Below are 26942 nucleotides of genomic sequence, written 5' to 3' on the forward strand. Positions count from 1 at the left end.
GATGCATCCCAATGATGATGACCGCACCCAGTTCATGCCGCGCCCGGGTGGCCGAGAACCTGCACCCGCGCGTGCCGAACCTGCGCCGCTGTCGATGCCGGCTGCGCCGATCCTCACCGGCAAGAGCCAGGGCCTCAACCCGCTGGAAAGTGCCGCCGGCCCGTTGCTGGCGTTGTTGACGCGGTTGCGCAACACCATCGCCCATCCCGCGCCGGCCAGCCTGCGTGCGCAGTTGCTGGCGTACCTGCGCCAGTTCGAAGAACGCGCCGAAGCCGCCGGTGTGGCACGCAATGAAGTGCTGTTGGCCCGTTACGCGCTGTGCACTGCCTTGGATGAAGCGGTGCTGAGCACGCCGTGGGGCAGCACCAGTGACTGGGGTAAGCAGAGCCTGCTGATCACCGTGCACAACGAAGCCTGGGGTGGCGAAAAGGTTTTCCAGTTGCTTGACCACTGTCTGCAAAGCCCACGGGAACGCCTGTACCTGCTGGAGCTGTTGTACCTGTGCATGTGCCTGGGTTTTGAAGGGCGTTACCGCGTGATGACCGACGGGCGCAGCCAGTTGGAAGCCTTGCGTGAACGCACCGCCGCAGCGATACGCAGCGCCCGTGGCGAGCACGAGCGTGAGCTGTCGCCGCACTGGCGCGGTGTAACCGTGGCCCGTGATCGCCTGGCGCAATTCATGCCGCCATGGATTGCCGTGGCGATTGGCTTGGCGCTGCTGTTGGCGTTGCTGTTCGGCCTGCGCCTGAAGCTGGCCTCGGACGCCGAGCCGGTGTTCAAGAATATTCATGCCCTGGGCGAGATCCCGGTGCAGGCCATCGACCGTCCGGTGGCGCAGCCCAAAGTGATTGAGCGCCCGCGCCTGGCCGGGTTCCTGGCCGACGACATCAAGGCCGGCCGCGTGGCGGTGGAAGACAAGGTCGACCGCTCTGTCGTGACCATTCGTGGCGATGAGCTGTTCGCCTCGGCCAGCTCCAGCATCGTCGATGACTACCAGCCGCTGATGCTGCGCATCGCTGACGCCATTCGCAAGGTCAAGGGCCAGGTGCGTGTCACCGGGCACAGCGACAACCGCCCGATTGCCACGTTGCGTTTCCCGTCCAACTGGGCGTTGTCCGAAGCCCGGGCCAAGTCGGTGCTGGCGATTCTCGCGGCCAAGACCGGCCAGGCCGAACGCTTCAGCGCCGAAGGCCGCAGCGACACCGAGCCGTTGGCCACCAACAGTACTGCCGAAGGCCGTGCCCGCAATCGTCGGGTTGAAATCACCGTATTGGCGGAGGGCGTCGAGTGAAGGCGTTTTTCAGTTTCATGATTCGCTGGGTGATCCCCGTGCTGGGCCTGATTGCCCTGAGCCTGATCATCTGGTTTGTTGGCCCGCTGCTGGACGTGCTGGTGCCCGAAGGGCGCCGTTGGGCGCTGATCGTGCTGGTGTTTGCGCTGTGGGTGGCCTACCGCGTGTTCCGCATCATCCAGGCCCGTCGCCAGGCCGCCGAAGTGATGCGCAGCCTGGCCGCAGAAACCCCGGTCGACCCCAACAGCGTTGCGACCGCCGAAGAGCTGTCCACGCTGCGCCAGCGCATGGACGAAGCCCTGGCACTGCTGAAAAAGGCCAAGCTGGGCGGCGATGAGCGCCGCAACCTCTACGAGTTGCCGTGGTATGTGATCATCGGCCCGCCGGGCTCGGGCAAGACGACCGCGCTGGTCAATTCCGGGCTGCATTTCCCACTGGCGGCGCAATTGGGCGCCGGTGCGGTGCGGGGCGTGGGGGGGACGCGCAACTGCGACTGGTGGTTTACCGACCAGGCCGTATTGCTCGACACCGCTGGCCGCTATACCACCCAGGACAGCAACTCCACGGTGGACAAAGCCGCCTGGCTGGGCTTTCTCGACTTGCTGAAAAAGCAGCGTGCGCGCCGGCCTATCGACGGTGCCTTTATCGCCATCAGCCTCTCGGATCTGCTGCTGGGCACCGACGCCGAGCGCGCAGCCCATGCTGCCGCGATTCGCCTGCGCATCCAGGAGCTGTATACGCAACTGGGCGTGCGTTTCCCCATCTACCTGATGCTCACCAAGCTCGACCTGGTGCCGGGCTTCATGGAGTTCTTCGACAACCTGAGCAAGGATGAGCGCGCCCAGGTGTGGGGCATGACCTTTGCCCTGGACGACGGCAAAAACAGCGACAGCCCGCTGGCGCACCTGCAAAGCGAATTCGCCGGCCTGGAGCAGCGCCTCAACGAACGCCTGGTCGAGCGCTTGCAACAGGAACGCGACCCGGCACGACGCGACCTGATCTACGGCTTCCCGCAGCAGTTCGGCGCGTTGAAAGATTGCCTGCAAAACTTCCTCGAAGGCGTGTTCAAACCCAACGCCTTTGAAGAGCGCGTGTTGCTGCGTGGCGTGTACTTCACCAGCGGCACCCAGGAAGGCAGCCCGATTGACCGCCTGATCGGTGCCATGGCCCAGAGCATGAACCTGGACCGCCAGCATCTGGCGCGCCAGAGCGGCACCGGGCGCAGTTACTTCATCGAAAAACTGTTCACCGCCGTGGCCTTTGCCGAGCGCGGCCTGGTGGGGGTGAACCCGAAAGTCGAGCGGCGCCGCAAGTGGATCGCCCGTGGCGTACTGGCGGCCACCGTCGCGCTGGTGGTGGTGGTCAGCGGCCTGTGGTGGGTGAGCTATCGCGCCAACCAGGCATATATCGCACAGGTCGATCAGAAGGTCGCGCCCCTGGGCCAGACCGTACAGAACCTGAGCCCGGCACAGCGGGAAGTGCTCGCCGTGCTGCCGTTGCTCAATGCGGTGAAGAACCTGGCGGGGGATTCGCCGAGCTGGTCCGAAGGGCTGGGGCTGTACCAGGGCGATATGCTCGAAGCCGAGTCCGCCAGCGTGTACCGCAAACTGTTGATCGCCGTGTTCGCGCCACGCCTGGTGACGCGTATCGAAGAGCAACTGCACGGCGGCGGTAACTCGGACTTTCTCTACGAGGGCCTCAAGGCTTACCTGATGCTCGCCGACACCGAGCATTACGACCCGGACTTCATCAAGGCCTGGATCGCCCTGGACTGGGACCGCAACCTGCCCCGCGACCTGCCGGCCGACCAGCGTCAGGCCCTGGCCGGGCACTTGCAGGCGCTGTTCGAACGCCACCCGCCGAGCGCACGCCTGGACCCACGGCTGATCGACGATTTGCGTCGGCAGTTGCAGCAATTGCCGGTAGCCCAGCGCGTGTACGACCGCGTCAAGCGCCAGAAACTGCCCGAAGGTATCCCGGACTTTCGCCTCAACGAAGCCGCCGGTCGCGATGCCGCGCTAGTGTTCAGCCGCAAGAGCGGCAAGCCGTTGGGTGAGCCGTTGAGTGGTTTCTTTACCGCCAAAGGCTATCGCCAGGCGTTCTTGCTCAGCAGCTTGAACCAGACCGGCACCCTGGCCGAAGAGCAATGGGTGCTGGGCCATGAACAGGCCGACCAGCAGAACGTGGTGAGCCTGGCCGCCGACGTGCGCCGTTTGTACTTCCAGGATTACCAGCGCCAGTGGGACGCGTTGCTCGCCGACATCGACTTTGTGCCGATCACCAGCGTGGCACAGGCCGCCGATGTGCTGCGGGTGATTTCCGGTCCCACCTCGCCGCTGAAAAAGCTGCTGGTGGCGGTTGCCAGGGAAACCGACCTGCAAGCCGAAGAACGCCAACTGGCCGCCAAAGGCGTGCCGGTGGAAGGCGGCGTGGACAAGCTCAAGGAGCGCCTCGGCAGTTTGCTGGGCGAGGCGCAACCGACGGCGAATGCACCGGCACCGGCGGATGATCCCGTGACCGCGCACTTTGCCGAACTCAACAGCATCGTCAGCAAAAACGAAGGTGAACCGGCGGCCATCGACGGCCTGCTGTCGGACATGAATGCACTGTATGTGCAGGTCAGTGCCATGGTCGGTGCCAGCGGCGATGCCTTGCTCGGTGAGGCCAAGAACCAGGCGGCGGCTGCGGCCACGCGGGTCAGCCTGAACGCCGAGCGTCAGCCGCCGCTGGTGCAGGGCATGGTCAAGTCGGTGGTCAATTCCACCACCAACAGCATGATGGGCGGGGTGCGTAACCAGCTGAACGCGGCCTGGGTCAGTGAGGTGGTCAACGTGTATCGCCAGTCGTTGGCCGGGCGTTACCCGATGTCGCCGGGCAGTGCGCGGGACGCCACCCTGGATGACTTCGGCCAGTTCTTCGGCGTGGGCGGGGTGATGGACAACTACTTCCGCAAATACCTGCAGCCCTATGTGGACACATCGGCACAGACCTGGCGCTGGCAACCTGGGGCGGCGCAGAAGCTGGGGATTGCTCCTGGCGTGCTGCAAACCTTCCAGCGTGCGGCGTCGATTCGGGACGCGTTCTTCCGCTCCGGTGGCACCCAACCCATCGTGCGTTTCGAACTCAAGCCGGTGTCGATGGACCCTACCATCACTCAGTTTCTGCTTGACCTGGACGGCCAGCAATTGAGCTACGACCACGGCCCGAGCCGGCCGGTGGCGATGCAATGGCCGAACCCGGGCAGCATTGGCGTGGTGCGTATTTCCATCATGCCCCCGTCGGCCAGTGGTCGCTCCGGCATCACTCTGGACGGCCCGTGGGCCTGGTTCCGTCTGCTGGAGCAATCAGACCTCACCGCAGGCAACTCGCCGGATCGTTTCAACCTGCGCCTGCGAGTCGATGGCGCGAGCATCGCCTACGAGTTGCGCGCCAACAGTGCCTTCAACCCGTTCAAGAGCCGCGTGCTCAGTGGCTTCAGCCTGCCGGAGCGGCTATGACGGCCCTGGGTTTCTACGGCAAGTTGGCCAGCCGCGGGGACTTCGTCAGCCGCGCCTTGCCGCAGAGCTTTATCGGCCCGTGGGACAGCTGGCTGGCGGCGGGTTTGCTCGCCAGCCAGAACAGCCTCGGCGCTGACTGGCTGAATGCGTACCTGGTCAGCCCGTTGTGGCGCTTTGTGCTGGCGCCGGGCGTGTGCGGGCCGGACGCGGCGGCGGGCGTGGTGATGCCGAGCATTGACCGGGTCGGGCGTTACTTTCCGCTGGCGGTGGTGACCTTGCTGGATCACGACACCAACCCGGCGTCGCTGGTGGGCGGTTCGGACGCCTGGTTCGAGCAGGCTGAAACCTTGTTGCTCAGCACCCTCGACAGCGGCGCGACCTTCGAAAGCTTCAACGCCGGGCTCGACGAGTTGGGTGTGCCGGCCAGCGAGCCGCGGGCGGTGGACAGCCGTTTCGCCGGCCTGCAAAGGGTGGCAGCCACCGTGCCGCACCAGCGTATGACCGCACTGGCCGAACAGGCGTGCGAGGGCGCAAGCCTGTGGTGGGGGCGAGGCTCGCAGCGTATCTCCCCCGGTTTATTACGGTGCCAGGGCCTGCCTGCCGCCAGCGATTTTGCGCAGTTTTTGCTCGGACAAGAAGGTGTGGTGTAGATGGGCGTGACGTACGAATCCGCGAGCAAAAGCCATGTGGGCATGGTTCGCCAAGTCAACGAAGATGCCTTTCTGGATCTGCCGGAAAACCGCCTGTGGGTGGTGGCCGATGGCATGGGCGGGCACGCGGCGGGCGACTATGTCAGCAGCTTGATCGTCGACAGCCTGCGCCATGTGCCGCTGGGCCGCTCTCTGGATGAATACTCGGCGGCGCTGCGCAATGACCTGCTGCGCATCAACGCGGCCGTGCGCGAAGAAACCGCCAACCGTGGCGTGACCATGATGGGCAGCACCGTGGTGGTGTTTGCCGCGCGCGGCTTGCGCGGGGTGTGCCTGTGGGCCGGCGACAGCCGCCTGTACCGCTTGCGCGACGGCGTGCTGGAAAGCATTTCCCGCGACCACAGCTACGTGCAAGACCTGCAAGACAGCGGCCTGCTCAGCGAAGCCGACGCCCGCACCCATCCGCGCTCCAATATCGTCACCCGCGCCATTGGCGTTGAGGCCCAGTTGGACGTCGCCTCGGTGGACCTGTTGATCGCTCCCGGCGACAGCTATTTGCTGTGCAGCGATGGCCTCAACAAAACCGTCGAAGACCACGAAATCCGCGAGGTGCTCAGCCATGACGCACCGGATGAAATCGTGCGCAGCCTGGTGCACTTGGGCCTAAATCGCGGCGCACCGGACAACATCACCACCCTCGTCGTGAAGGTCTCGTCATGAACATCGTCATCCCAGGTTATGACATCGAAGGCGAGATTGGCGAAGGCGCCATGGCCAGCGTGTACCTGGCGACCCAGCGCTCGTTGGAGCGCAAGGTGGCGTTGAAGGTGATGGCGGCGGCGCTGGCGGCCGACCCGAGTTTCTGCGAACGCTTCCTGCGCGAGGGCAAGACCCTGGCGCGCTTGTCGCACCCGCACACGGTGACCATCCATGACATCGGCAACGTCGGTGAGCTGTATTACATGGCCATGGAATACCTGCCCAACGGCACGCTCAAGGAGCGCATCGCTGCTGGGCTGACCCCGGAGCAGGGCGTGACGCTGATCCGCCAGATTGCCTCGGCCTTGGGCTATGCCCATGCCCAAGGGCTGGTGCACCGCGACGTCAAGCCGGCGAACATTCTGTTTCGCGCCGATGGCACGGCAGTGTTGTCGGACTTCGGGATTGCCAAGTCGCTGGACGATCGCACCCAGTTCACCCAGGCCGGGTTTGCCGTGGGCACGCCGAGCTACATGAGCCCGGAGCAGGCGCGGGGCCAGGAGATCGATGGCCGCGCCGACCTCTACGCGCTGGGCGTGGTGCTGTATGAAATCCTCGTCGGCAAGCTGCCTTATAACGGCACCGATGCGCTTTCCACGGCGCTGGCGCACCTGACCGAACCCTTGCCGGAATTGCCTGTGCACCATGGGCGCTATCAGGGCGTGCTGCGCAAGTTGTTGGCCAAGGACCCGGCGGAACGTTATCCGGATGCGGCAGCGTTGTTGTTGGCGCTGGATCAACTGCCGGCTGATGAATCGGATGCCACGCTGGTGCGGCCGCTGCCGATTCCATTGAGCTTTGATCTGGCGGGTATGACCCCTGTCACCATCGACATTCCGACGGATAAACCGCAGCCGCAGCCAATAGTGCGTCAACCGGTGGTGACGCCGACGCAGCACAATGCCCCGTCCGAGCAGCGCCGTGGGCCGGTATTGGCTTTGGCCGCCGTGGCAGTCGCCGTCGCGTTGGCCATTGGTGGCGCCAGCTACTGGTGGTTGAGCGGCGGCGATGAACCGGCCAAGCCGCCAGCCGCCGTGGTGCCCAAGGTGACGCCGCCCGTGGCTGTCGCTGAAGTGGATGGCGGTCAGCGCCCGTTGCTGATGGCAGGCAAGAAAACCTTGTTCCAGCGTGTACTCAGCAAACCCGGCGCCCAGCTTTCAGCGGACGCCGGGAGTACGCCGGGTAAAGCGCTGCCGGCGTTTTCCGTGCTCTACGTGTATCAGCGCAAAGAAGTCGATGGCAGCCCGTGGGTACGCGTCGGCGCGGCCACTGATGGTCGCAGTGACGGTTGGCTGCCGGCCTCCCAGGTCAGCGACTGGAAACAAAGCCTGGTGCTCAAGTTCACCGAGCGCTCCGGCCGGGCTCCCGTGATGTTCCTGCGCCAGCCCGGTGAGGTGGAAAAACTGCTGGCCGACCCTGCCGCAGCGAAAAGCGCCTTGGCCAAGGCGCAGAACAACCGTGAGGACAACCAGCAAGTCCTGGCCCTGGAACCCACCGCCAGCGCGGTGCCGCAGAACCAGTTCTACCTGTTGCCGATCTTCGATTCCAAGGAGAGCTTCGACGACAACGGCCAGCCGGTGCAGTTGCTCAACGTGGCCTCCATCGACCCAGGCAGCCGCGCCGCTGCCAGACCCGCCAGCCCGACGCTCAGCGCCAATGCCGACGCGTTCCGCACGGCGGTGGTGCTGGTGGTGGACACCACCGTGTCGATGCAGCCCTACATCGACCAGATTCGCGACGTGGTGCACGAGCTGCAAACCCGCATTGCCGAGCGTGGCGAGTTGGACAGCGTCAGCTTCGGCATGGTCGGCTTTCGCAGCAGCATCCAGAAAACGCCGGGCCTTGAGTATGTCGCCAAGACCCTGATCAGCCTCGACCAAGGCCGCGACCCGCAGCGCTTTCTGGATATGGCGCGCCAGGTCAAAGCGTCGACGGTGTCCAGCCACTCGTTCAACGAAGATGCGTTTGCCGGGGTGATGCAGGCAGTGGACGGCATGGATTGGTCCGGCTACGGCGGGCGCATCATCCTGCTGGTCTCCGATGCCGGCGCGCTGCGCAAGAACGACCCGTTCGCCGCCACCCAGATGAACGAAGCGGAAGTGCGCCAGGCGGCGCTGGGCAAGCAGATCAAGATCTACGCGCTGCACCTGCGCACCGATGCCGGCAAGAAAACCCATGCCGGCGCCGAGAGCCAGTATCGCGTCCTCACCGCCGACGCCAACCCGCAGATCGGCGACCTGTACACGCCGGTGCCAGGGGGCGATGTGCGCAAGCTGGGTGAGCGCGTCGATGAGATCGGCACGGTGTTCGCCAACCTGGTGCATCAGGTGCGCAGCAACACGCCGCAGCCCGTGCCGTTGCTCAGTGCCGCGCCGAGCCTGGCGGACAAGTCCGCCGCCGTCGGCTATGCCATGCACATGGACTTTCTCGGGCGCAAGACCGCGAGCCAGGCACCGCAATTGGTCAGCGCCTGGACCGCTGATCGTGACCTGACCAACCCGGCGCTGCCAGCGTTCCAGGTGTGCGTGATGTTGACCAAGCTGCAACTCAACGACCTGCAACAATCGTTGAAGTTGATCGTGGATGCGGCGCGCAAGACCCAAAGCTCGCCCAAGGATTTCTTCCAGGAAATCGCCAGCGCCTCGGCCTATATGAGCCGCGACCCGCAGGCCCTGCGCAAGGGCGGCAACCTGGCTGACGGTGGCCTGCTCGGTGAATACCTGGAGGGCCTGCCGTACCGCAGCAAGTCGCTGAACATGACCCAGGACCTGTGGTTGTCATTGAGCGTGGCCGAGCAGGAAGACTTTATCGACGAGCTGGATTCGAAAATCCGTCTGTATGAAACCTTCCATAACGACGTGGCCAACTGGGTCCGTTTCGGCGATGCCGAACCGGGCGATGCGTTGTATCGCGTGCCGCTGTCGACGCTGCCGTAATGTTGAACCTGAGCGCGGTGCACAAGAGCCGGGGCGTCGGTATCCAGCGCTACAGCCTGGTGATCCCTGCGTTGCAGCTGGGCGCGGGTGAACAACTGGCAATTGTCGGCCCCAGTGGTTGCGGCAAGAGCACCTTGCTCGACCTGCTGGCGCTGGTGTTGGCGCCGGATCAGGTGGGGCAGTTTGCATTCAACCAACACGACGTCGGCGCGCTGTGGCGTGCCGACCGGCAATCGGCGCTGGCCGCGTTACGCAGCCAGCACTTGGGCTATGTGCCGCAGACCGGGGGGTTGCTGGGGTTTCTGGACGTGCGCGGCAATATCGCGCTGTCGCGCCAACTGCTGGGCTTGCAGGATGACGGCCGCGTGGCGCGCCTGGCTGAGCAGTTGCAGATCAGCGATCAGTTGGCCAAGCGCCCGGCGGCGTTGTCGGTGGGCCAACGCCAGCGGGTCAGCTGTGCACGGGCCCTGGCCCATGGGCCGCAACTGGTGCTGGCTGATGAGCCGACGGCGTCCCTGGACCCGCTCAACGCCGAACGCGTGATGCAGGCGCTGCTGGCCCAGGCCCGCGAACACCGTACGGCCTGTGTGATCGCCACCCATGATGAACCGCTGGCCCGCGCCAGTGGCTTGCAGGTGCGGCGTATCAGTTGCCAGCGCGATCCAGACGGCGGTATCACCGCAACCCTCGGGGAGGCGTGCTGATGCGCATCGGCCTGGTTGCTTCGCTTGCGTGGCAGGACTACCGCAACGATGGGTGGTTGTCGGCCTGTGCGGTGTTGGCATTGGTGGCGGTTATCGCGCCATTGCTGGTGTTATTCGGGCTGAAATTTGGACTGGTTAGCAGTTTGACCGAACGCTTGGAGACCGACCCCGCCAGCCGTGAAATCATCCCATTGGGCGGTGGTCGATTCAGCGCGGCGTTTATCGCGCAACTGGGTGAGCGCAGCGAGGTGGCGTTTGCTGTGCCGCGCACACGGCAAATTGCCGCCACGGCGCAGGTGGGCACCCTGACCCTGGAAATGCTGCCGACTGCCGCAGGCGACCCGTTGTTGGCAGGCTTGCCGATGCCCCACGGCCTGGACCAGATCGTGCTCAGCCATACCGCCGCCGAAAAGCTCGCGGCAAGGCCCGGTGACTGGCTGGAAACCAGCTTTGCGCGGCAAGTGGCGGGGCGCGTCGAGGCCCAGCGCACGCGGTTGCAGGTGCTGGCGGTGTTGCCGCTGGAGGCTTTCGCTCGCGAGGGCCTGTTTGCCGATCTGGCGTTGCTGGAGGCAGCGGAAGATTACCGCGATGGCCGTGCGGTGCCGGCGTTGGGTTGGGCCGGTGAAGCGGCGAGCGTGAGCGAACAGCGTATCTACCCGGCGTTTCGCCTGTACGCGCGCAGCCTCAGTGATGTGGAACCGTTGCGGGTGTATTTCGCCGGGCAGAACCTGTTGGTTTCAACCCAGGCGCACACCATCGCTCAAGTGCAATCGTTGAGCCGCAACCTGTCGATTGTGTTCTGGATCATCGCCGGGTTGGCGCTGGCCGGGGCGTTTGCGGCGATTTTCGCGGGCACCCTGGCGGCGGTAGCGCGTAAGCACCGTGAACTCTCGGTGTTGCGCCTGCTGGGGTTTTCCACCGCCGCCTTGTTGCTGTTTGTGCTGCTGCAAGCGCTATACAGCGCGGGTTTTGCCGCTGTGCTCAGCGTTGGGCTGTATGGCCTGGCTGAGGCGGCGTTGAACAAGCTTTTTGTGCAGGTGCCGGGCGAGTACGCCAGCCACCTGTTGGCGCGCCATTATGGCCTGGCCCTGGTGGCGGTGCTCGGTGTCAGTGCCGTGGCGGCCGCCTGTGGTGGTTGGCGGGTGGCACGTATCCAGGCTTCTGAAGGAATCAGAGATGTATAAATTACTGGGCGCCTGCGTGGCGCTGAGCCTGGCCTCGCTGGCCTGGGCCGATGAGGCAAGTGACAAGCTCGACAACCCCAAGCCGTTGCCGGACGACGTGAGCCTGCCGCTGCCCTGCGAAGGCAACATGGTGTTCCGCTACGCCTACATACTGGCCCAGGGCACCCTGGATGACCGTGAAATCAGCCTGGGCTACCCCTTTGCCGAAGGCGAGGCGGGTTATCAGCAGTCGTTTATTTCCGGCTACCGCCGCGACTTCATCAACGGCCAGTTCACCCTCAAGGACTTGCCCAAGGACTGGAGCAAGGTCATCGCGCCGCAGATGCCGAAGACCGACGCCAAGACCCCGCTCAAACCCATGCTGTACTTCATTGGCAAATACGAAGTGACTGCTCGCCAATACGCCCAGGTGATGGCCCAGGCGCAGTCCCTGGCCAGCGGTGAACCGGCTCCCGCATGTGAGGCGCCCAGCGGCATGGCCGGGCGTTTGCCCAAGGTGAAACTGTCGCGCTTTGAAGCCGAGCGTTTTTCGGCGGTGTACAGCGCCTGGCTAATGAAATACCACCGCGAACTGCTGCCGGTAAGCGGGCGCGGTGCGTCGGCCGAAGACGGTGGCCTGGGTTTTGTGCGCCTGCCCACCGAAGTGGAGTGGGAGTACGCCGCACGCGGCGGCCAGGCGGTGAGCCGCCAGGACCTCGAAGGCCGTCTGTATCCCCGGCGCGCCGAGGGCAGTGAAAGCGATGGCCCGCTGGCCGATTACGCGGTGTTCAACCAAGTGGCCGGCGGCACCGGCCAGGCGGCGCGGTTGATGCCCATCGGTACCAAGTTGCCCAACCCCATCGGCATGTTCGACGTGATCGGCAACGCCGCGGAAATGGTCCAGGAATCCTTCCAGCTGGTACACGCTGGCCGCCGCCAGGGCACCTACGGCGGCTTTGTGGTCAAGGGCGGCAACTACCTGGAAGGCGAGGGCACATTGTTCACCGGCATGCGCCGCGAATACCCGTTGTTTGCCGCTGATGGCACCGAGCAAAGCAACGAGACCACCGGCTTTCGCGTGGCGATTGGCGCGTTGTCGGCGCCGCGCTCGCGCTACAAGGAATTGTTTGCCCAATGGCAGAAGGAAGGCCGCCTGGCCGCGCTGACCGATGCCATCGACGACGCCCAGGACCCGACCAAGCGCCTGGACAGCATCATCGCCGCCAGTGTCGATCCCAAGCTTCAAGCCGAGCTGGGCCTGGTCAACGAAGAGCTCAAGCGCAACGTGTCGCTGATCGCCCAGCAACGCGAAGAAGCCGCGGGCAATTTGATCCAGTCGGCGGCGTTGGTGGCCGAGACCATCAGCAACTACAACATCCGCCTGGCCAACCTGCAGAAGAGTCGCCAGCAGGCGGTGGACAGCAAGGACGAGGCCAGCGCGCAGCTGTTTGACATGGCCATTACCAATGGACGCAGCGCGTTGGACGGCGCGGTGGCGATTTACATCGACAACCTGGCCACCGGCACGCGCTACACCGATGCGGTGATCCAGGCGCAGTTTCAACGGATCAAGGAAGAGTTGGATCGCAAGCCAGTGCTCGGCAAGAGCCTGGTGACGCGCGCGACACTGTTCGTTCGCCATGTCGGCAACTACCGCAAGCAACAGCGGGCCGACCCGGCAACGATCTTGAAGGAATTGCTCGCAGCGAGCGGTCAGCGGTCTTGATCGTTGGCTGTCTAGCGAGCTTGGAAGGGACTCAGGCGGCGGTGGGCCGTGCTGGGCAAGTCAAACTTAACAGAGATCACATCTATGCTTTTTTCCCGTAAGGCGGTTTCCAAGCGTCACCTGCTGCTGATCGCAGCTGGTTTCAGTACCGTGTTGACTGGTTGCGCTACGTCGCCTGCGTCCAAGGTGGCGTCGAGCACCAAGGTCGAGTACTACCCCAACTGCTACGAGCCGGTGCAGCACCTGCGCGCCACCGATTCGGACATGACCAAGTCGGTCGTCACCGGTGCCGCTATCGGCGCGGCCGGCGGTGCCCTGCTGGGCGCGCTGACCGGCGACAAGGACAGCCGTGGCCGCAATGCCGCGATCGGTGCCGCAGGCGGCGCCCTGGCTGGCGGTGCGGCGGGTTACTACACCGAGCGCCAGAAACAGATCACCGATGACAACCAGCGCATCGCGTCCTACTCCACCGACTTCAACAAAAGCGCCTCGGACATCGACCGCAGCACCGCCTATGCCAAGGCCTCGCAGCAGTGCTACCAGAGCGCATTCACCAAGCTGGTGGCTGATCGCAAGGCCAAGACCGTCAACGACACCGAAGGCCGCAAGCGCCTGGCGGAAATCGTCGCGGGTCTGAAGGAATCCAATGACCTGATCGTGACGGTCAACGGCAAGGCCAGCGAAGACCTGAACAACTACACCCAGGCGTACGAGAAAGACCTGCAACAGGTCGGCGTACAGCGCAGCGATGTGGTGACCGTGGCCACCGCCGATACCACGCCAGTGGTCGCTCCGGCCAAGGGCAAGAAAGCCGTCAAGCCAGCCAAGAAGCCGGTGCTGCCGACAGTGCCGAAAGAAGCGGTAACCACCGAACGTAGCATCCAGACCGTGCAGGCCAAGCAAGCTGAAAGCAAGCAGGTCGCCAGTGCAGGCAAGACCCAGATCGAAGCAACCTGCCGCAATCCAAACCTGGCCGATTGGGCGCCAGTGCCATGCCCTAACGTTTAAGTACTTGTTGCTATAAGCGTTAAACGCCAACCGATCTGCGCCTAAAGCGCGAGATCGGTGGCGTTCTTTTTGCAAATCGTTACACTGCTGCGGCCACTCCAATAAATACACCGAGGCCGTGTGCATGAAATTTCGTCTTCTCCTGTGGGTGCTGGGCCTGATGATGGGCAAAGCCAGCCGCACCAACCCCGCCTTCCAGCAGCAACTGGGTGACAAAGACCTGGCCTTCCAGCTGCAGACCCTCGACGGCAAGGTTGCCCGTCACTTCATCGTCAAAGACCAGCGCATCACCAGCCGCTCAGGTGTCCACCCGGCGCCGGCCTTCGCCATTGCCTTCAAGGATGCCGCCTACGGCTTCGCCACGATGCAGGCGAAGAACAAGCAACTGGCGTTCATGACGGGGATTCAGGACAAGTCGATCCAGATCAAGGGCAACCCGGCGCTGGTGATCTGGTTTCAGGGCCTGACCAAGTATTTGAAGCCGCGCAAAAAGACGGTACGTTAGTTACTGTTGACTGCCGGTGTGTTGAAGGCGCCGGGAACGATATCGACTTTACGGCTTAATTGGGCCACAGGGCATTTTCTTCGCTCTCACTTCGTGGCCCCTGTTGAGTGCGCTTAATATCTTTTTCATCGTCCTGACGGCCGGTATAGGTGACGTCTACATTTTCCTCTTCATTGCCTGCCCATAAGGCTACGGTTTCAGTGTTGCCCGCGTTTTCTGCAATGTCGATGTGTGTTGGGACTTCGGGGTTTACCAAGACGTATGCAGATTGTGATTCAATTTTAATGGTTGTAAAGGAGCGTGACCTTATTTTGTCGTTCTCTCCTTGGGCAACTATCCAAGTTGCCTGATCGTCAGAACGCTGGAGGTTGCTCATCATGGTATTACTTCCTGAACCACCGACAAGGTGGGCGGAACCAGCGGTGCCACCATGTAACTCGTCATCGCCGTCTTGGCCATATAGCTCTCCTCCCCCCGCGCCGAGTTTGCCTATATCTGCGCCATTCCCAAGATAGACTTGAGCATGCCCACCGCCGGTCTCCACCTGGTCGTCATCAGCCCCGGTGTCAATGTGTATGTCTGTTTTGACGTCAGGGTCGACGATTACTGTATCTTTACCCCCGTAGGTCGTAATAAAGAGCTTGGCTTGGTTGCCACTGGGATTGGACTCATCAATATCTAGCTTAATGGCTGCACCGTTCACAATTGCAGTTAACCGATTATCAAACTTCTTTATATAGACAAGGTCATCCGAGTTGCCTGTATTTATTTTTACTGTCGAGGCCGGGTGGAAGCCGCGCTCATTGAAGACCGCCCCGGGATCTCTGTGCGAAACAACAGCTGTTTGTCCATAATGACTTATTATAATTTTATTGTTGGGGCCTCCCACGTTCTCGGTTGATGAAGGCAGGGGGTAGGAAAGATCGCCAAGGTCAGGGCGTTGTGACGCGTTAAGAAACTGGTTAATGGGCATGGACATAGTAAGAAACTCCGCGTTAGTCAAGTAGGACAAATTACGTGCTTATACTGTGTGAGCCGACTAAGTGTTACAGTTCCATTTTGTATGTGTCTGAATGTTCTGAGTCTGTGGGCTATGGACTTAATTCCCGCTGCCTCTACCTGTGGCTCTGTAGCGCGTGTTCATCGTAATCAGGACAAGTCGATCCAGATCAAGGGCAACCCGGCGCTGGTGATCTGGTTCCAGGGGCTGACCAAGTATTTGAAGCCGAAGAAAAAGAAGTAGGCGGTCAGGTAGACCGAGTTGAATTCATCGCAGGCAAGCCAGCTCCCACAGTTGACCCTATTTCAACGTTGGAACGCGGTCACTGTGGGAGCTGGCTTGCCTGCGATAGCGGTGTAACAAGCGCCAGATTTACCCCTGGCTGAACTGCGAAGCCAATTCGCGCAACAGCACTTCGGCATCCAGCACTTTACCGACCACATCCTCCGCCTTCTCGCGGCTCAAGCCCAGGCGCTCAAGCAATGCGTCCGGAATGGATTCATCCGGCCCGGAGCCAATCCCCCGGCTGCGCAACAGGCGCACCGCCAGGCACACCAGGTTCGGATACTCGGCGTATTGCCCGTCGTACGTCGGGTCGTGCTGGAAGCGCAGGGCGGTGCACAATTCGTCCGGCATGTCCCAATAGCGCATCAGCCAGGCGCCGATCTGTTCGCGGCTGATGCCCAGCAAGTGTTGCTCGACGTAGCTGTGGCACAGGTGCGGGTTGACCTCCAGGTGCCGGCAGATCAGCGAGAAGTGGGGCGGAAACACGTGGGCCAGCAGCAGATAGCCGAAGTTGTGCAGCAAACCTGCCAGGTAGGTCAGGCCGGCTTCCGGGCGCTGGGCGCGGGGCATGGCACGGGTCAGGCCTTCAATCACGGCGGCGGTGTAGATCGACTGGTGCCAGTACGGCGTGGACAGGTGCGGGCGGTCCTTGGGCAGGCTCAGGGTTTTGCCCAGGGCCAGGCCCAGCGCCAGGTTGATCACAAGATCAAAGCCCAGCACGCGCACGATGGCGTCTTCGACTGAGCGGATCTTGCCCGGCGAAGCGTAGTAGGGCGACGCGGCCCAGCTTACGACCTGGGCGGCGAGGGCCGGGTCGGTTTCCACCACGCCGGTGATGTCGTCGATGGTGGCATTGGGATCGACGCGCAGCTTGATGATCTTCTGCGCGGTGTCGGCCAGCGGTGGAATCTCGATGGTCGCTTCCAGGCGCTGCTGAATACGACGCGCGGTGAAGGCTTGCATCGCCTGGGTGATTTCCTCGCGGTCATCATTGGGGCGGTCGAGATTCGGGCGGATGTTGCTCAAGGGTTCCCCGAACTGCGCGGCGCTGGCCTTGGTGAGCAGGCTCTTGAAGGCGTCGCTGGGGATTTCCAGCAACAGCCCGGCTTCGCCCGAATGCACCAGCAGGCTCGGCTCATTGAGCAAGCGGCCTTCGTACAGGCACGGCGAACTGGTCAGGGGCGGCAAACCCGGCAGCAGGCTCAGGTCATGCTTGCCCAGCATGCGCTCGACACGCTCGGGGGCGACGGCCGTGAGGCGGCGACCGGTGAGTTCGGCGAGGCGGTTGAGGTCCAGCAACTGGCTTTGGGGGAACAGCACCATGAGCGCGCCAACCGCATCTTCAAGCAACACCGCCTGGACCTTTTGTGCAGGGTTCAGGCCAGGCTGTTCGATGACTTCCGTGTAGGGGATGGCGAGCTTTGCGAGCAGCGCCCGAATGACCGGCGGGGCGGTCAGTGGGGCTGTGGCGAGGGCAACTTCTGACATGGCCTGATCCAATTTCTTACATTCATTGGAGTATAACCAGCTTGATACGGGTGTTGGTCGGATAAGTGCGTCAGGCGTCACACTTGGCCGTATTGCTGGCCGTGCCGCAGCCAGCGGTTGAGCAAGGGGCTGACGTGATCGGGCCAACGTTCGAGCAATGCGTGCGCAGCATCGCGCACGGCGGGCAGCAGGTCGGCATCGCGCATCAGGTCGGCGACCTTGAATTGCAGCAGGCCGGTCTGGCGCGTGCCGAGCATTTCACCGGGGCCGCGCAGTTCGAGGTCTTTTTCGGCGATAACAAAACCGTCGTTGGTTTCGCGCATGATGCCCAGTCGCTGGCGACCGATCTGCGACAGTGGCGGGTGATAGAGCAGCACGCAGTGGCTGGCGGCACTGCCCCGGCCAACCCGCCCGCGCAGCTGGTGCAGCTGCGCCAGGCCCAGGCGTTCGGGGTTTTCGATGATCATCAGGCTGGCGTTGGGGACGTCCACGCCCACTTCAATCACGGTGGTAGCCACCAGCAATTGCAGGTTGCCGGCCTTGAACTCGGCCATTACCGCGGCTTTTTCCGCCGGTTTCATACGGCCATGGATCAACCCCACTTTGAGCTCACCCAAGGCACTGGTGAGGTCTTCATAAGTGGTTTCGGCGGCCTGACAGGTCAGTTCTTCGGACTCTTCGATCAGGGTACACACCCAGTACGCCTGGCGGCCTTCGGCGCAGGCACCGCGCACGCGCTCGATCACTTCGACACGTCGGGTGTCGGTGACCAGCACGGTGTTGACCGGCGTACGCCCCGGCGGCAGTTCGTCGAGGATCGAGGTGTCGAGGTCGGCGTAGGCGCTCATGGCCAGGGTGCGTGGGATCGGCGTGGCGGTCATGATCAACTGGTGCGGGTTCATGCGCCCGCCCACGCCTTTCTGGCGCAGGGCCAGGCGCTGTTGCACGCCAAATCGGTGCTGTTCGTCGATGATCACTAGCGCAAGGTTCTTGAACTGCACTTCGTCCTGGAACAGCGCATGGGTGCCCACCACCATCGGTGCTCCGGCGGCGATCTGCTCCAGGGCGGCCACGCGGTTTTTGCCTTTGAGCTTGCCAGCCAGCCACGCCACCTCCAGGCCCAGCGGTTCGAGCCAGCGCTTGAAGGTGATGAAGTGTTGTTCGGCGAGGATTTCCGTCGGTGCCATCAGCGCCACTTGATAGCCAGCTTCCAGGGCTTGCAGGGCGGCGAGGGCAGCGACCACGGTCTTGCCGGCGCCTACGTCACCCTGGATCAACCGCAGCATCGGTTCTTGCTGGCTGAGGTCGTAGGCGATTTCATTGCCCACACGCTGTTGCGCGCCGGTCGGCGCAAAGCCGAGGTTGGCCAGGTATTGCGCAGGCAGCCGCGTGGCCTTGGGCATCGCCGGGGCGCGCAGGGAACGCATGCTTTCGCGCAGGCGTTGCTGGGACAGCTGGTGCGTGAGCAGTTCTTCAAAGGCCAGGCGATGCTGGGCCCAGTGATGACCGAGGGCGAGTTCGTCCACATCGGCATCGGCGGGCGGGTGATGCAAATACCGGATCGCATCGGCCAGGGGCGCCAGCTGATAGTCGCGGGCCAGCTCCAGGGGCAGCCAATCGGGCAGGCTTTGCGGGCCGAGCATGGTCAGGGTCTGCATGCACAACTGGCGCAGGCGTTGCTGGGTCAGGCCCTCGGTCAGCGGGTAGATCGGCGTGAGCGTGGTGTCCACCGGCGGCGGCTCATCGCCGGTAATGGCGCGGTATTCCGGGTGGTAGATTTCCAGGCCCGATGCGCCTGGGCGTGCCTCGCCATAGCAGCGCACGCGGGTGCCACGCTTGAGGCCTTCCTTCTGCGCGTTGCTGAAGTGGTAGAAGCGCAAGCTCAAGCCGCCAGTGCCGTCCTGCAGGCGCACCACCAGGCTGCGGCGCTTGCCCATCACCACGTCGGCGCCACTGACGGTGCCTTCGATCACCGCGTCTTGCCCAGGGCGCAAATGGCCGATGGGCACCACGCGGGTGCGGTCCTGGTAGCGCAGGGGCAGGTGGAACAGCACGTCCTGAAGGTTCTCCAGGCCGACCTTGGCCAGCTTCTCGGCCATGGCCTCACCGACACCCTTGAGTGCCGTCACCGACACCTGCGACAGCTCAGTCATACCGTGGCTTAGCTCGCAACGGGCGGCTTGGCCACCGAACACAGACGGATCGAGTCCGCGAGGATCTCAATCGCTTTGGGGCGCGGGAAGCTGGCGCGCCAGGCAATAGCTACGGTACGGAACGGCACCGGCGGCGTGAGTGGGCGAACTTCGATCACGCCCTGGGCGTAGTGATGGCTGTCTACCGCAGACAGCGGCAGGATCGAAATGCCCAGGCCGGAAGCGACCATATGGCGAATGGTTTCCAGGGAGCTGGATTCCACCGTGGTGTGCTTGGCGCCGTCGTTGCCCTTGGTCAGGGTCGGGCAGGCTTCCAGCACCTGGTCGCGGAAGCAGTGGCCTTCACCGAGCAGCAGCAGGCTCTTGTCGTTGAGCAGGCCGGCGTCGATGGTGTCCTTCTTGGTCCACGGGTGAGAGGCTGGCATCAGTACATAGAACGGCTCGTCGTAGAGCGGCAGGGTCAGCACGTCCGCTTCGTTGAAGGGCAGGGCGATGATGATCGCGTCCAGCTCGCCGTTGCGCAGTTTGTCGCGCAGCACGTGGGTGAAGTTTTCTTCGATATACAGCGGCATCTGCGGCGCGACGCGATGCAGTTGCGGGATCAGGTGCGGGAACAGGTAGGGGCCGACCGTATAGATCGCGCCGACCTTGAGCGGCGCGGTCAGCTGGTTCTTGCCGGCCTGGGCCAATTCGCGAATGCTTTGCGCCTGTTCCAGGACCTTCTGCGCCTGGGCAACGATGCCTTCGCCCACCGGGGTGAGGCGAACGGCGCTCTTGCTGCGCTCGAAAATCAGCACACCGAGTTCGTCTTCAAGCTTTTTCACACCCACCGACAGCGTCGGCTGGCTGACGTGGCAACGCTCGGCTGCATGGCCGAAGTGCTGTTCTTGGGCGAGGGTCACGATGTAGCGTAATTCTGTGAGAGTCATAGCGGGCGTCCATGAGGTTGCGGGCCAAGCATACCGGCTGCAATCGATAGACGCACGTTATCAGAACTTTGCTGGGGATTGAGTGGGGAGTGTCGGAATTTTGCTGAGGTAATAAAGCGAATGTGGGAGGGCACCAGTCCCTCCCACAGTGCTCTGTCAGCGGCGACGCTTGTCGATGTTGTAGACGAACGGCGCGACCAGTTCGACGCTGCCGTTTTTCAACAGGTCTGCCGGTGGCTTGGGTAGCGGCTGAGCCTTGCGGATCATCTCAAGCGTTGCACGGTCCAGGTCGGCGTTGCCGGAGCGGCCTTCCAGTTCGTAGGACAGCACATTGCCTTCGCCATCGACCACGAAGCGCAAGCGGTTCATACCTTCCTTGCCACTGCGTTGGGCGCCGGGCGGGTACTTCTTGTACTTCTGCAGGTGCGCCAGCAACGTGCTTTGCCAGGATGCCTGGGCGGCCAGCTGCTGTGCCGACGGGCCCGGTGTAGGCTGGGCGGACTTCTGCGCAGGTGCGTTGCTCGGCGGCGTTTCGCTCGGTGGCTCCTCGGAAGGTTTCTCCTTGGGCGGCTCGGGCTTCTTCTCCACCGGCTTTGGCGGTTGTGGCTTAGGCTTGGGCTTGACCGGCTTGGGCACCTGGATCGTTGGCTTGGGCGCCTCGGCCAGCTTCGGCAGGGGCAGCTCTTCGACCGGTGGTGGCGGCGGCGCAACGACCTTGGGCGGTGCTGGAGGCGGCGGTGGCGCTGGCAGCGGCGCCAGGTCGATGACCATGGCGGCGGGTGGCAGCTGGATCGCCTGCGGCGCGGACCATTGGAGCGCGATGATAATCGCGACGGCATGCACGCCCAGCACGACGGCGAGGCTGGTGCCATAACGCGTCAGTTTGTGGCGCGTCGTGATCATTTCTTGGCTGCCGTCTCAAGTCCGACCAGGCCTACCTTGAGGTAGCCGGCTGCCCGCAGGGCATCCATCACGCTCATCAGGTCGCCATAGTCCACGCCTTTGTCGGCCTGGAAGAAGATCGTCGTGTCTTTCTTGCCTTGGGTCTTGGCATCCAGCACCGGCCCCAGGGTTTCAGCCTTGACCTCTTCTTCGCCCAGGAACAGGCGTTGGTCCGCCTTGACGCTGAGGAATATCGGTTTCTCTGGCCGCGGCGCCGGCTTGGCGCTGGACGCGGGCAGGTCCACTTTGATGTCCACGGTCGCCAGCGGTGCCGCCACCATGAAGATGATCAGCAGCACCAGCATCACGTCGATAAACGGCGTGACGTTGATTTCGTGGTTCTCGACGAGTTCGTCGTCGCCTTGATTCAAATGCAGGCCCATGGCCGATTACCCCACTTTCACCATGTGCGGTTGCGAGCTGCGCTCGGTAGGCAGGTGATCGAGGTCACGGCTGACCAGCAACAGGACTTCAGCCGATGCATCCGATACCTGAGCCTTGTAGCCGGCAATCGAACGGGCGAAGACGTTGTAGATCACCACCGCAGGAATCGCGGCAACCAGGCCCAGGGCGGTAGCCAGCAGGGCTTCGGCGATGCCGGGGGCAACGACGGCGAGGTTGGTGGTCTGGGTTTTGGCGATGCCGATGAAGCTGTTCATGATGCCCCACACGGTACCGAACAGGCCGACGAAGGGTGCGGTGGAACCGATGGTAGCGAGTACGCCGGTGCCGCTGCTCATGTTACGGCCGCAGGCGGCAACCAGGCGCTCCAGGCGGAAGCTGACGCGCTCCTTGATGCCTTCTTTTTCGCGAGTGTTGGCCGACAGGCGCATTTCTTCGAGTGCGTCGTGCACCAGCAGGTTAGCCAGGGTGCCCTTCTTGGTCGCGGTTTCGCTCGCTTCCTTGAGGGTGGTGGCTTTTTTCAGGTGGACGATTTCAGCGCGCAGACGACGCTTGGCGCCCAACAGCTCGAAGCCTTTGGCAATCCAGATGGTCCAGGTGATGATCGAGGCAATGGCCAGGCCGATCATGACGGCTTTCACCACCACGTCAGCATTCTGGTACATGCCCCATGGTGACAAGTCGTGGGCCATGCCCAGGGTGTTGTCTTCCTCAAGCACCACGCCGGTTTCGTCGGCAGGTGCGGCGGCGCCGGCGGCCTGGGCCGGGTCGGTGGCCACTGGCGCGACGGCAGGCGTTGCCGCAGTAGCGGCATTTTGCTCGGCAGCGGCCGGAGCGGCGGGGGCAGTGGCGTCAGCGAATGCGGCGGTCGGTGCCAGCAATACGCTGAACAGCATCGCAGCAATCGCACGCCAGGCGCGGGAGGGGCTGTGAAGCTTGGTTGGCGAAGCGGGGTTTGTATGACGTGTCATGCTGGCCGGACCTGAGAGAAAAAATGGGTGATCGTCCTTCCAGACCATTTCGGGTCGAGGACAAATGGGCGGTTATTATTGCAAGTAATTCTTGTTAACTAAAGTGGCACTGTTACTTTATTTCGCTTTTTACTGGCCGTTGATCCACTCGCGCGGCTAATCTGCGCCTTTGAGAATGGAGTTTTGTGATGTCTGTGCCTTCTGTTGTGATTGCCGGTTGCGGTGATGTGGGTAGTCGGCTGGCTAGCCAATTGCTGGCCTCGGAATGGGAGGTTCACGGCCTGCGCCGCGATATTTCGCGCCTGCCCGACGGGGTGATCGGCATCGCCGGCGACCTGTTCAAAAAGGACTGCCCTGACACCTGGCCCATCGGCGGGGTGGATTACCTAGTGTATTGCGCCGCTGCCACTGACCACGACGAAGCCGGCTATCGCGCCGCCTACGTGCAAGGGTTGCTGCATGTGCTGGAGTGGCTGGAAGACTACGGCCAGACGCCCAAGCATTTGCTGTTTGTCTCCAGCAGCAGTGTGTATGGGCAGCAAAACGGCGAGTGGGTCGACGAAACGTCCGAGACGCAAGCGAAGGGCTATTCCGGGCAGGTGATGCTGGAGGCTGAACAGGTGGCGCTCAACAGCGGTATTCCAGCGACCATCGTGCGACTGACCGGGATTTACGGCCCGGGTCGTGAATGGCTGCTCACTCAGGTTCGCCAAGGCTATCGCGTAGCGATTGACCCGCCGTTGTATGGCAACCGTATCCACGCCGATGACGCCGCGGGCCTGCTCGCCTTTTTGCTGCGGCATGTGGAAAAGGGCGGTTCGCTGGACAAGGTCTACATCGGCGTTGACGATGCGCCGGCACCACTGGCCGAGGTGGTGGCCTGGTTGCGCGAGTACCTGGGTGTGACCGAGTGGGCTGAAGATGCAAGTGTGCGCCGTGCTGGCAGCAAACAATGCAGTAATGCGCGTATCAAGGCGCTTGGCTGGATGCCGACATACCCGACTTACCGGGAAGGCTATGCGGCGATTCTGAAAGGCTGAAGCGCGCAAAAAATGTGGGAGCTGGCTTGCCTGCGATAGCGGTATATCAATCACATCTTTGTTGGATGTAATACCGTCATCGCAGGCAAGCCAGCTCCCACATTTGGATTTGGGTGAGGCTTTTATTACTTTTCAAGCAACCATTGGCGAGGGCCTGGCGTAAACGAAGGCACTTCATCGGCCTGTGCGGTATTGATCGCCTGGAAGATCTCCAGTTGCTCACCCTTGCGCGCGAAGATCCAAGGGTTGCCCTGGCCGTTCAGTTGCAGCCAGATGCTGTCATAGCCGCCGCTCATGGAGGCGCAATCGCCTGCCAGACAGAGTGAATAACGATCAACCCCCGGTAGGCCGGCGACCTTGCCGTCTGCCTGGAACTGCACCGTGGCGCCGCTGCCGGTGCCGTCGCTGATCTTCCAGTCGCCGCCCATATAGGCCGCGTACAGCGCGCGTTCGAAGTTGGCGCCCAGTGGCGCGCCTTCTGGGGCCGGGTCTTTGGCGCGGGCAAACAGCTGCTCGGGCTCGTTGTCGTTGGCCACTTGCAGCAGTTGCTTGCCTTTGCGCTTGAGTTCGGTGGCAGAGCTGCCATAGAAATCCACGTTCCATGCGCCGGGCTCTTCACCCGACAACTTGCCTTCCGCCACTTCAAAACCGTTGTAGTAGCGGGCCTGCAAGGCCTTGGTGTTGACCTCCCACTCAAGGTTGGGGCCATAAGACTGCAGGGCTTCACGCAAAGGGCCGCCCTTGGCTGCCGCGTCGATGGCGGCCTGGTTGATCCAGGTACCGCTTACATCCAGGTCGGCGGGGTTACTGGCACAGCCACCGAGCAACAGGGCGAGCAACGAAGAGGCTACAAGCGCTTTGCGCATTACGAAATCCTTCTGAAACGAAGTCGGCGCAGCCTTTTGGGGCTGCGCCGGGTGTTTTACTCGATGACCAGAATGGCGTCCATCTCAACCTGTGCGCCCTTTGGCAAGGCGGCAACGCCGATGGCGGCGCGGGCTGGGTAAGGTTGTTCGAAGTACTTGCCCATGATCTCGTTGACCTTGGCGAAGTGGCTGAGGTCGGTGAGGAAGATGTTCAGCTTGACGATGTCCTTGAACGAACCACCGGCAGCTTCAGCCACGGACTTGAGGTTTTCAAAGACCTGTACGGTCTGGGCTTCGAAGCCTTCAACCAGTTCCATGGTCTTTGGGTCCAGCGGGATCTGGCCGGACATGTAGACGGTGTTGCCCGCCTTGATCGCCTGGGAATAAGTGCCGATGGCGGCTGGAGCTTTATCGCTGGTGATAACTGTCTTGGTCATGAATGACTCCTTGTAATGGATCGGTTATGCACGCATGCGGGTGATGCGGATCACACCGGTCAAGGCGCGCAACTTTTTGATCACGCGGGCCAGGTGCACGCGGTCGTGCACGCTGACCACCAGTTGGACCACGCTGATGCGACCATCGCGTTCGTCCATGCTGATTTTCTCGATATTGCCGTCGGCGGCGTTGACGCTGCTGGCCAGCAGGGCGATGAGGCCGCGCTGGTGCTCCAGCTCAACTCGCAGTTCGACGTTGAATTCGCCGGTGACATCCTTGGCCCACGAGAGCTGGATGCATTTTTCCGGGTTGTGGCGGATTTCAGTGATGTTGCGGCAGTTGTCCAGGTGCACCACCATGCCTTTGCCGGCGGACAAGTGGCCGACAATCGGGTCGCCCGGGATCGGCGTGCAACATTTGGCGTAGCTGAGCACCAGGCCCTCGGTGCCGCGAATTGCCAGCGGGCCTTCAGGGCTCGGCAACTGTTCGCCTTCGCCCAGCAGGCGGCGCGCAACCACGTAAGCCATGCGGTTGCCCAGGCCGATATCTTCCAGCAGGTCTTCGATGGTTTCCTGGCGGTACTCGTGGAGCATCGCTTGCACGCGCTCTTGCGGGATCTTGTCCAGGGCGCTGTCGAAGCCGTTGAGCACCTTGTTCAGCAGGCGTTCGCCCAGGCTGATGGATTCGGAGCGGCGCTGCAATTTCAGCGCGTGGCGAATATGCGTACGCGCCTTGCCGGTGACCACAAAGTTGAGCCAGGCCGGGTTGGGGCGAGCGCCCGGTGCGCTGACGATCTCCACCGTGGAACCGCTTTGCAGTGGTTCGGACAGCGGGGCCAGGCGCCGGTTGATGCGACAGGCGATGCAGCTGTTGCCGACATCGGTGTGCACTGCGTAGGCAAAATCGACCGCCGTGGAGCCTTTGGGCAGCTCCATGATCCGGCCTTTGGGCGTGAACACGTAGACCTCGTCCGGGAACAGGTCGATCTTCACGCTTTCGATAAATTCCAGGGAGTTGCCGGCACGTTGCTGCATTTCCAGCACGCCCTTGACCCATTGGCGCGCGCGAGCATGGGTGCCTTTGGGCTGCTCGTCGCCGCTGGACTTGTACAGCCAGTGGGCGGCAATGCCGTTGTTGGCCATTTCTTCCATTTCGCGGGTGCGGATCTGGATCTCGATCGGCACGCCGTGCATGCCAAACAGGGTGGTATGCAGCGACTGGTAGCCGTTGGCCTTGGGAATTGCGATGTAGTCCTTGAAGCGGCCCGGCAGCGGCTTGTACAAATTATGTACAGCGCCCAGCACGCGGTAGCAGGTATCGACCTTGTCGACGATAATCCGGAACGCGTACACGTCCATGATCTCGTTGAAGGCCCGGCGCTTGCCGCGCATCTTTTTGTAGATGCCGTAGATGTGCTTCTGCCGGCCGCTGACCTCGCCCTCGATTTCGTCGATCGCCAGGCAATGGCTCAGGGACTCTTCGATCTTGTTGACGATTTCCTTGCGATTGCCCCGTGCGCGCTTGACCGCCTGGTAGATGCGCGCCGAACGCATGGGGTGCATGGCTTTAAAGCCGAGGTCTTCGAATTCGATACGAATGGCGTGCATGCCCAGCCGGTTGGCGATGGGCGCATAGATTTCCAGGGTTTCCTTGGCGATGCGTCGGCGCTTTTCGCCGGACAGCACTTCCAGCGTGCGCATGTTGTGCAGCCGGTCGGCCAGCTTGACCAGGATCACCCGAATGTCTCGGGCCATGGCCATGGCCATCTTCTGGAAGTTTTCCGCCTGGGCTTCGGCCTTGGTCTCGAAGTTCATCTGGGTCAGCTTGCTGACCCCATCGACCAGTTCGGCCACGGTTTCGCCAAATTGCGCACTGAGCGCTTCCTTGGCAATGCCGGTGTCTTCGATCACGTCATGCAGCATCGCGGCCATCAGGCTCTGATGGTCCATGTGCATGTCGGCAAGAATATTGGCCACCGCAAGAGGATGGGTGACATACGCCTCGCCGCTACGGCGGCGTTGGCCGTCGTGGGCTTGTTCGGCGTAGAAATACGCTCGGCGAACCAGGTTGACCTGGTCGGCGCCGAGGTAGGCCGATAAGCGATCGGCGAGGGCGTCTATGCTCGGCAAAGTGTGAACTCCTGCCGATGGCTGTGACCCCGCGCCGTGCTACGTCGACCAGGCATAGGC

General features: G+C 62.7%; 21 protein-coding genes and 1 pseudogene. 12 read left to right on the forward strand and 10 right to left on the reverse strand.

Going from position 1 to position 26942, the window contains the following annotated elements:
• Nucleotide 1: 1 nt before the first annotated feature.
• From BMH52_RS08825 to BMH52_RS08870, 10 genes are all read left to right on the forward strand, one after another.
• Entirely contained in the window at nt 2–1291 is a 1290-nt protein-coding gene (locus BMH52_RS08825) for a DotU family type VI secretion system protein (RefSeq protein ID WP_014720496.1), read from the forward strand.
• Nucleotides 1288–4788, forward strand: coding sequence for a type VI secretion system membrane subunit TssM (gene tssM, locus BMH52_RS08830; RefSeq protein ID WP_073843421.1), 3501 nt, complete (start codon nt 1288–1290; stop codon nt 4786–4788). The genes BMH52_RS08825 and tssM overlap by 4 nt, the downstream gene beginning before the upstream one ends.
• Nucleotides 4785–5438, forward strand: a complete 654-nt coding sequence (gene tagF, locus BMH52_RS08835; RefSeq protein WP_014720494.1) for a type VI secretion system-associated protein TagF — start codon at nt 4785–4787, stop codon at nt 5436–5438. Before tssM ends, tagF begins: the two co-directional genes overlap by 4 nt.
• Nucleotides 5439–6158, forward strand: coding sequence for a PP2C family serine/threonine-protein phosphatase (locus BMH52_RS08840; protein WP_003195541.1), 720 nt, complete (start codon nt 5439–5441; stop codon nt 6156–6158).
• Entirely contained in the window at nt 6155–9133 is a 2979-nt protein-coding gene (locus BMH52_RS08845; RefSeq protein WP_014720493.1) for a serine/threonine-protein kinase, read from the forward strand. The genes BMH52_RS08840 and BMH52_RS08845 overlap by 4 nt, the downstream gene beginning before the upstream one ends.
• Nucleotides 9133–9837, forward strand: a complete 705-nt coding sequence (locus BMH52_RS08850; RefSeq protein ID WP_073843422.1) for an ABC transporter ATP-binding protein — start codon at nt 9133–9135, stop codon at nt 9835–9837. The genes BMH52_RS08845 and BMH52_RS08850 overlap by 1 nt, the downstream gene beginning before the upstream one ends.
• The gene (locus BMH52_RS08855) at nt 9837–11021 is read left to right on the forward strand and encodes an FtsX-like permease family protein (protein ID WP_073843424.1); all 1185 of its coding nucleotides are present in this window, start codon (nt 9837–9839) and stop codon (nt 11019–11021) included. The genes BMH52_RS08850 and BMH52_RS08855 overlap by 1 nt, the downstream gene beginning before the upstream one ends.
• Complete coding sequence (locus tag BMH52_RS08860; RefSeq protein ID WP_073843426.1) at nt 11014–12726, forward strand: SUMF1/EgtB/PvdO family nonheme iron enzyme; 1713 nt, start codon at nt 11014–11016, stop codon at nt 12724–12726. Before BMH52_RS08855 ends, BMH52_RS08860 begins: the two co-directional genes overlap by 8 nt.
• An 84-nt stretch (nt 12727–12810) precedes the next feature.
• Nucleotides 12811–13734: a type VI secretion system-associated lipoprotein TagQ gene (gene tagQ, locus BMH52_RS08865; RefSeq protein ID WP_003195532.1), complete on the forward strand. Its 924-nt coding sequence runs from the start codon at nt 12811–12813 to the stop codon at nt 13732–13734.
• 124 nt (nt 13735–13858) lie between these two features.
• Complete coding sequence (locus BMH52_RS08870) at nt 13859–14239, forward strand: helicase (protein WP_073843428.1); 381 nt, start codon at nt 13859–13861, stop codon at nt 14237–14239.
• A 55-nt stretch (nt 14240–14294) separates the two neighbouring features.
• Here the strand turns inward: BMH52_RS08870 and BMH52_RS08875 are convergent, their stop codons facing one another.
• Nucleotides 14295–15218 (reverse strand): hypothetical protein, encoded by a 924-nt coding sequence (locus BMH52_RS08875; RefSeq protein ID WP_073843431.1) that lies wholly within the window; start codon nt 15216–15218, stop codon nt 14295–14297.
• Nucleotides 15219–15389: 171 nt separating this feature from the next.
• On the opposite strand from BMH52_RS08875, the pseudogene BMH52_RS28795 reads away from it, so the two are divergent.
• Nucleotides 15390–15482 (forward strand): annotated as a pseudogene (locus BMH52_RS28795) (helicase); the annotation flags it as partial.
• A 129-nt stretch (nt 15483–15611) separates the two neighbouring features.
• Here BMH52_RS28795 and BMH52_RS08880 read toward each other — a convergent pair.
• From BMH52_RS08880 to exbB, 6 genes are all read right to left on the reverse strand, one after another.
• Entirely contained in the window at nt 15612–17012 is a 1401-nt protein-coding gene (locus tag BMH52_RS08880) for an aminoacyl-tRNA deacylase and HDOD domain-containing protein (RefSeq protein ID WP_014720489.1), read from the reverse strand.
• 77 nt (nt 17013–17089) lie between these two features.
• Nucleotides 17090–19165: an ATP-dependent DNA helicase RecG gene (recG, locus tag BMH52_RS08885; protein ID WP_073843441.1), complete on the reverse strand. Its 2076-nt coding sequence runs from the start codon at nt 19163–19165 to the stop codon at nt 17090–17092.
• 8 nt (nt 19166–19173) lie between these two features.
• Nucleotides 19174–20094 carry a hydrogen peroxide-inducible genes activator gene (locus BMH52_RS08890; protein ID WP_003195523.1) on the reverse strand — a complete coding sequence of 307 codons (921 nt, stop codon included), beginning with the start codon at nt 20092–20094 and terminating at the stop codon, nt 19174–19176.
• 156 nt (nt 20095–20250) lie between these two features.
• Nucleotides 20251–20997 carry an energy transducer TonB gene (locus BMH52_RS08895; RefSeq protein WP_003195521.1) on the reverse strand — a complete coding sequence of 249 codons (747 nt, stop codon included), beginning with the start codon at nt 20995–20997 and terminating at the stop codon, nt 20251–20253.
• Nucleotides 20994–21419, reverse strand: a complete 426-nt coding sequence (gene exbD, locus BMH52_RS08900) for a TonB system transport protein ExbD (RefSeq protein WP_003195519.1) — start codon at nt 21417–21419, stop codon at nt 20994–20996. The genes BMH52_RS08895 and exbD overlap by 4 nt, the downstream gene beginning before the upstream one ends.
• A 6-nt stretch (nt 21420–21425) precedes the next feature.
• Nucleotides 21426–22409 carry a tonB-system energizer ExbB gene (gene exbB, locus BMH52_RS08905; protein WP_032873316.1) on the reverse strand — a complete coding sequence of 328 codons (984 nt, stop codon included), beginning with the start codon at nt 22407–22409 and terminating at the stop codon, nt 21426–21428.
• A gap of 188 nt (nt 22410–22597) precedes the next feature.
• Between exbB and BMH52_RS08910 the strand changes: the two genes are divergently transcribed.
• Nucleotides 22598–23449 carry an SDR family oxidoreductase gene (locus BMH52_RS08910; protein WP_020302849.1) on the forward strand — a complete coding sequence of 284 codons (852 nt, stop codon included), beginning with the start codon at nt 22598–22600 and terminating at the stop codon, nt 23447–23449.
• A gap of 125 nt (nt 23450–23574) precedes the next feature.
• On the opposite strand, the gene BMH52_RS08915 is transcribed toward BMH52_RS08910, so the two are convergent.
• From BMH52_RS08915 to spoT, 3 genes are read right to left on the reverse strand one after another with little or no spacing between them, the layout of a single operon-like run.
• Nucleotides 23575–24315 (reverse strand): hypothetical protein, encoded by a 741-nt coding sequence (locus BMH52_RS08915; protein ID WP_014720485.1) that lies wholly within the window; start codon nt 24313–24315, stop codon nt 23575–23577.
• Between the two features lie 56 nt (nt 24316–24371).
• On the reverse strand, nt 24372–24752 hold the full coding sequence (locus BMH52_RS08920) for a RidA family protein (RefSeq protein ID WP_003176922.1): 381 nt from the start codon (nt 24750–24752) through the stop codon (nt 24372–24374).
• Between the two features lie 24 nt (nt 24753–24776).
• Nucleotides 24777–26882 carry a bifunctional GTP diphosphokinase/guanosine-3',5'-bis pyrophosphate 3'-pyrophosphohydrolase gene (gene spoT / locus BMH52_RS08925; RefSeq protein WP_003195510.1) on the reverse strand — a complete coding sequence of 702 codons (2106 nt, stop codon included), beginning with the start codon at nt 26880–26882 and terminating at the stop codon, nt 24777–24779.
• Nucleotides 26883–26942 lie beyond the last annotated feature (60 nt).

Origin of the sequence: Pseudomonas sp. BTN1 (genome assembly GCF_001907715.1) — a bacterium.
GTDB classification, from domain to species: Bacteria; Pseudomonadota; Gammaproteobacteria; order Pseudomonadales; family Pseudomonadaceae; genus Aquipseudomonas; species Aquipseudomonas paracarnis.